Origin of the sequence: Nonomuraea corallina (genome assembly GCF_027620315.1) — a bacterium.
GTDB classification, from domain to species: domain Bacteria; phylum Actinomycetota; class Actinomycetes; order Streptosporangiales; family Streptosporangiaceae; genus Nonomuraea; species Nonomuraea corallina.
This window is the reverse complement of record NZ_JAPNNL010000301.1, coordinates 1-4,133: the sequence shown is the minus strand read 5'-3', so window position 1 is coordinate 4,133 and position 4,133 is coordinate 1. Positions and strand designations below refer to the sequence as shown.

The window sequence follows — 4,133 nt, the reverse complement described above, 5'->3', positions numbered from 1 at the left end:
CAGCCGTTCGAGCACCCGCTTCGGCGGGCTGGCGACCAGGACCACGTCCCGCTCGGACACCTTGCCCAGGAACCCGGCGACCCCCGCCAGCTCCGCCAGTTCGTCCCCGCACTCCTCGCACGTGGCCAGGTGGAGGTCGACCTCCTCGGCCTCGTGCGGGTCGAGCGCGCCGAGCGCGTGCGCGCCGAGCGCCTGCCGGACCTCCTCGCACGTCATCACGGCGCCAGCCCCCGCTCTTCCAGCGCGAGCTTGAGCGCCCGCAGCGCGTAGTAGGTGCGCGACTTGACCGTGCCCGGCGGGACGCCGAGCGTCGCCGAGGCCTCCTTCACCGACCGCCCCCGGTAGTAGACCTCCATCAGCACCTCGCGGTGCTCGGGCCGCAGCGCCGCTAACGCCTCCGCGACCGCCCACGACTCGACCGCGCGCTCCAGCTCGTCGTCGGCGGGCAGCACGGCCAGCGCCTCGTCGCCCGTCTCCGGGGGCCGGGACCTCCGGGCGCGGTGCTGATCGACGACGAGATTGCGGGCCACGGTGAACAGCCAGGCCCGGATCGGGCGGTCGCGCAGCGCGCCGGGATGCCGCCACGCCCGCAGCAGCGTCTCCTGCACCACGTCCTCCGCCCGTCCCGAGTCACCTGTCAGTCGCAGGACGTATCCGTACAGTGGCCCGGCGTGCTCGTCGAACAGGGTCCTCACGAGTTCCTCGTCGGCGGTGCCAGCTGAGCTCACGCCCTCATCACGTACGGAGGACGGAAGTGGTTCACGGTCATCCACGGATCGGCACGTCAGACGCCTCGGCGGAGATCTGCAACCCTCCGGGCACGCTCTTCACCCCGGTCACCTTCACGTCGAAGGGCAGCTTCCCCTTGAACGGGATCGTGTAGCCGACGAGCCGGGCGAGCTGGACGGGCACTCCCTCGATCTTCTCCGCCTGCAGCCGGATGCCCGCCTCGGTCATCTCGACCTTCATCTCCGCGTCGAACTTCACCTTCTGCGCGCCCACCATCACCTCACCGGAGGCGACGAACCGGTCGCCCCTGCCACTGATCTTCACACCCTCCGGGGCGAATCTGTCGATGGTCTCGTTCGTCAGCGTGCCGCTGACGGCGACCCGGCCGGCCCGGATGTCGGCCCGGTTCTGGAGGAGGTCGGCCAGCGGCGCGGTCACGTCGTACGCCGCCCCCTTGAGATCCTCGATCGGAACACCGCCGTAACGCAGCGTGCCGAGATCGAAGCGGACCTCCTGGTAGTGGCCGGAGACCGCCTGGGTCAAGAAGGGGATGCCGGTGATCTCCACCTCCGGCGTGCGCTGCAGGTCGGAGGCGGCCGCGATCCTGTTGGCCAGGTCGCGTTGCACTCCCGCGACCGCCACCCGGTCGAGCACGGCGAGGAGGACGAACAGCAGGATCAGGAAAACGAGCAGCTTGCGCATCGCACTCCCTGTCTCGGGCGGGGGTCATGAAGCTTATCCGCTCATTCCCCGACAGGGCGGGAGATCACCCGCCGGCGAAAGGCGGCAGCACCTCGACCGTCACGCCGTCGCGGAGCTCCACCTCGCCGTGCGGCCGTCTGCCCACGGGAGAGCCGTCGATCAGAAATGACGATCTGCCGACCACCCTGGCGAGTTCGGCACGGTCAGCTGTGATTTTCGTCATCAGTTCGCCCAGCGTGGCGGCTTCGAATTCTTCTTCGGCCACTCCGGCCGCCGCCTTCGCCGCCGCCCAATAGCGCACTTTCCCGCAGGCCATGGCCACCTCACTCGTTGTTGTCCACCATTGTGCGTTCTTGTTCATCCGCTCGTTGCACGAGACGTGGCGTTCATCTGACGGACGCCCCATAGACGTCAGTTACTCGTGGGATATCCTCACCTACAGGACTCGGGCGACGTAGCCCCCGGGTCCTTGCGTGTTTGAGGGAGGCCCACATGAGCAACCTGCTGCTGCTCACCAACGCGCTCGAACCGTCCGCCGAGGTGCTGCCCGCGCTGGGGCTGCTCCTCCACTCCGTCAGGGTCGCGCCGGCGGAGGCCTCCGCCCTGATCGACGCCCCTCCCTCGGACGCCGTGCTGGTCGACGCCCGCAAGGAGCTCGTGCAGGCCAAGAGCCTGTGCCGGCTGATCCGCACCACCGGCATCGACTGCCCCCTGCTGGTGATCGTCACCGAGGGCGGCCTCGCCGCGATGACCGCCGAATGGCAGGTCGACGACGTACTGCTCGAAGGCGCCGGACCGGCGGAGGTGGAGGCCCGGCTGCGCATGGCCGTGGGCCGCATCACGCAGTCCTCCGCCGAGGACGTGCCCGACGAGATCCGCAGCGGCGACCTGTCGATCGACGAGGCCACCTACACCGCCCGCCTGCGGGGCAGGGTGCTCGACCTGACGTTCAAGGAGTTCGAGCTGCTGAAGTACCTCGCACAGCACCCCGGCCGGGTGTTCACCCGCGCCCAGCTGCTGCAGGAGGTCTGGGGCTACGACTACTTCGGCGGCACCAGGACCGTCGACGTGCACGTGCGGCGGCTGCGGGCCAAGCTCGGCACCGAGAACGAGTCGCTCATCGGCACGGTCCGCAACGTCGGCTACCGCTTCGTCCCCGACAGGGCCGACACCGCGGCGGTCTGACCCGCTCTTCAGCCGGGGATGAGCCGGGCCGGGAACGCCGCCTGGTGCGGCCCGCTCTCCGGGTCGAGCTCGTGCCTGATGGCCGCGCAGTGGTCCAGCATCGCGCCGTGCAGCGACCACAGCCGGACGTTCCCGGTGTCGGGGACGCGCTCGGCGGCCAGCGTCTGATGCTCGCCGCCCTCGCGCAGCGCGGTACGCAACCGGCCCAGGTCCTTGACGCTGCCCCGCCCCAGCTGGAGCCGGCCGAACGCGGCGAAGGCCCGGGAGATGGCCATGAGCTCGTCGCCGAGCGCCGACGGTACCCGGTCGACGTCCTCGGCAGGCAGCCCGCGCACCCCGGCCGCCAGATCGGTGAGCGACCGGGCCAGGGCGCGCAGTTGCAGGCCGACGTGGTCCAGGCAGGTCATGGCCTCGGACACCTGATCAAGCCGCTGGTCCTGGCGGCGGCGCTCCAGCGGCACCAGCTTCACCGACTCGGCGGCCTGCTCGGCCATCTCCTGGCTCTCGCGCAGGCGGGCGTCCACCTCGCGGGAGCGCTCCAGCCAGCTTCTCGCCTCGTCCTCGCCCCACGTGCCGCGCACGCCCTTGCCCATGTCCGCCGTCAGTGACGCCATGTCGCCGGCCAGCTCGGCCAGCTCCTTGCGGGCGTCCTCCACGTGCCGGGGAGGCAGCACGACGAGGTTGGCCAGGATGCCGATGACGGCGCCCAGCAGCAGGTCGATCAGCCGCTCCAGGCTGTAGCCGGCGCCCAGCGCGAACACCAGCAGGCCCGTGATCGGGATCTGCACATTCTGCTTGGGCAGGTTGAGCAGCGGGGTGAGCACCAGCCCGCCCGCGACCAGGATGGCCAGGGTGATCGCGTTCACCCCGAGCAGGTAGATCAGCATGCCCGCGCCGGCCAGCCCGACCACCACGGCGCCGACCTGCTGCACGCCCCGCACGACAGTGCTGTAGGCGGTGGCCGAGATCGTGAGCAGCACCCCCATCGGGGCCAGCACCGGCATCCTGACCTCCAGCAGCCGCGCCGCGATCCACCAGGCGAGCACGCACGCGGCCGTCGTCTTCACCCCCTGCAGCAGCGGGTCGCGCTCGGCCCGCAGCCATCCGCCCAGGCCCAGCCGGCGGGCCCGTTCCAGGATCAGCCTGCCGGTCCTGCCGATGCGCTCGAATGGCGGCAGCAGTTGCCGCGATCGCTCCCCCACCCCGGCATCGTCGCAGGAAGACTCCCGCCTGAGCTGGGTAGACACCCTGCTGGAGCGGAGGTGGCGCGGATGGACGCCGAGATCTCGGGACAGCTGGTGGTGCCGGACGGGGCGCGCGGCATGGTGGTGTTCGTGCACGGCAGCGGCAGCAGCAGCCGCAGCCCGCGCAACCGGTACGTGGCGGGCGCGCTGAACGAGGCCGGGCTGGGCACGCTCCTGTTCGACCTGCTGACGCCGGAGGAGGAGGCCGACCGGGCCAACGTGTTCGACATCGAGCTGCTGGCCGCCCGCCTGCTGCTGGCGACGGAGCGGGTG

6 protein-coding genes and 1 pseudogene are annotated in these 4,133 nt (G+C 70.9%); 2 read left to right on the top strand and 5 right to left on the bottom strand.

Going from position 1 to position 4,133, the window contains the following annotated elements:
* The 4 genes from OUY22_RS35945 to OUY22_RS35930 form a co-directional block, all read right to left on the bottom strand.
* Nucleotides 1-216, bottom strand: a 216-nt coding sequence (locus OUY22_RS35945; RefSeq protein WP_270159784.1) for an anti-sigma factor family protein, incomplete at its 3' end; no start/stop codon positions are given.
* Nucleotides 216-728, bottom strand: coding sequence for a sigma-70 family RNA polymerase sigma factor (locus tag OUY22_RS35940; RefSeq protein WP_270159783.1), 513 nt, complete (start codon nt 726-728; stop codon nt 216-218). The genes OUY22_RS35945 and OUY22_RS35940, both read right to left, overlap by 1 nt.
* Nucleotides 729-765: 37 nt before the next feature.
* Nucleotides 766-1,431, bottom strand: a complete 666-nt coding sequence (locus tag OUY22_RS35935) for an LmeA family phospholipid-binding protein (protein ID WP_270159782.1) — start codon at nt 1,429-1,431, stop codon at nt 766-768.
* A gap of 64 nt (nt 1,432-1,495) precedes the next feature.
* On the bottom strand, nt 1,496-1,747 hold the full coding sequence (locus OUY22_RS35930; protein ID WP_270159785.1) for a MoaD/ThiS family protein: 252 nt from the start codon (nt 1,745-1,747) through the stop codon (nt 1,496-1,498).
* 176 nt (nt 1,748-1,923) lie between these two features.
* Between OUY22_RS35930 and OUY22_RS35925 the strand changes: the two genes are divergently transcribed.
* Nucleotides 1,924-2,616, top strand: coding sequence for a winged helix-turn-helix transcriptional regulator (locus tag OUY22_RS35925; RefSeq protein ID WP_270159781.1), 693 nt, complete (start codon nt 1,924-1,926; stop codon nt 2,614-2,616).
* Between the two features lie 8 nt (nt 2,617-2,624).
* Here the strand turns inward: OUY22_RS35925 and OUY22_RS35920 are convergent, their stop codons facing one another.
* Nucleotides 2,625-3,818, bottom strand: a complete 1,194-nt coding sequence (locus OUY22_RS35920) for an FUSC family protein (protein ID WP_270159780.1) — start codon at nt 3,816-3,818, stop codon at nt 2,625-2,627.
* A 69-nt stretch (nt 3,819-3,887) separates the two neighbouring features.
* Between OUY22_RS35920 and OUY22_RS35915 the strand changes: the two are divergent.
* Nucleotides 3,888-4,133 (top strand): annotated as a pseudogene (locus OUY22_RS35915) (phosphoribosyltransferase); the annotation flags it as partial.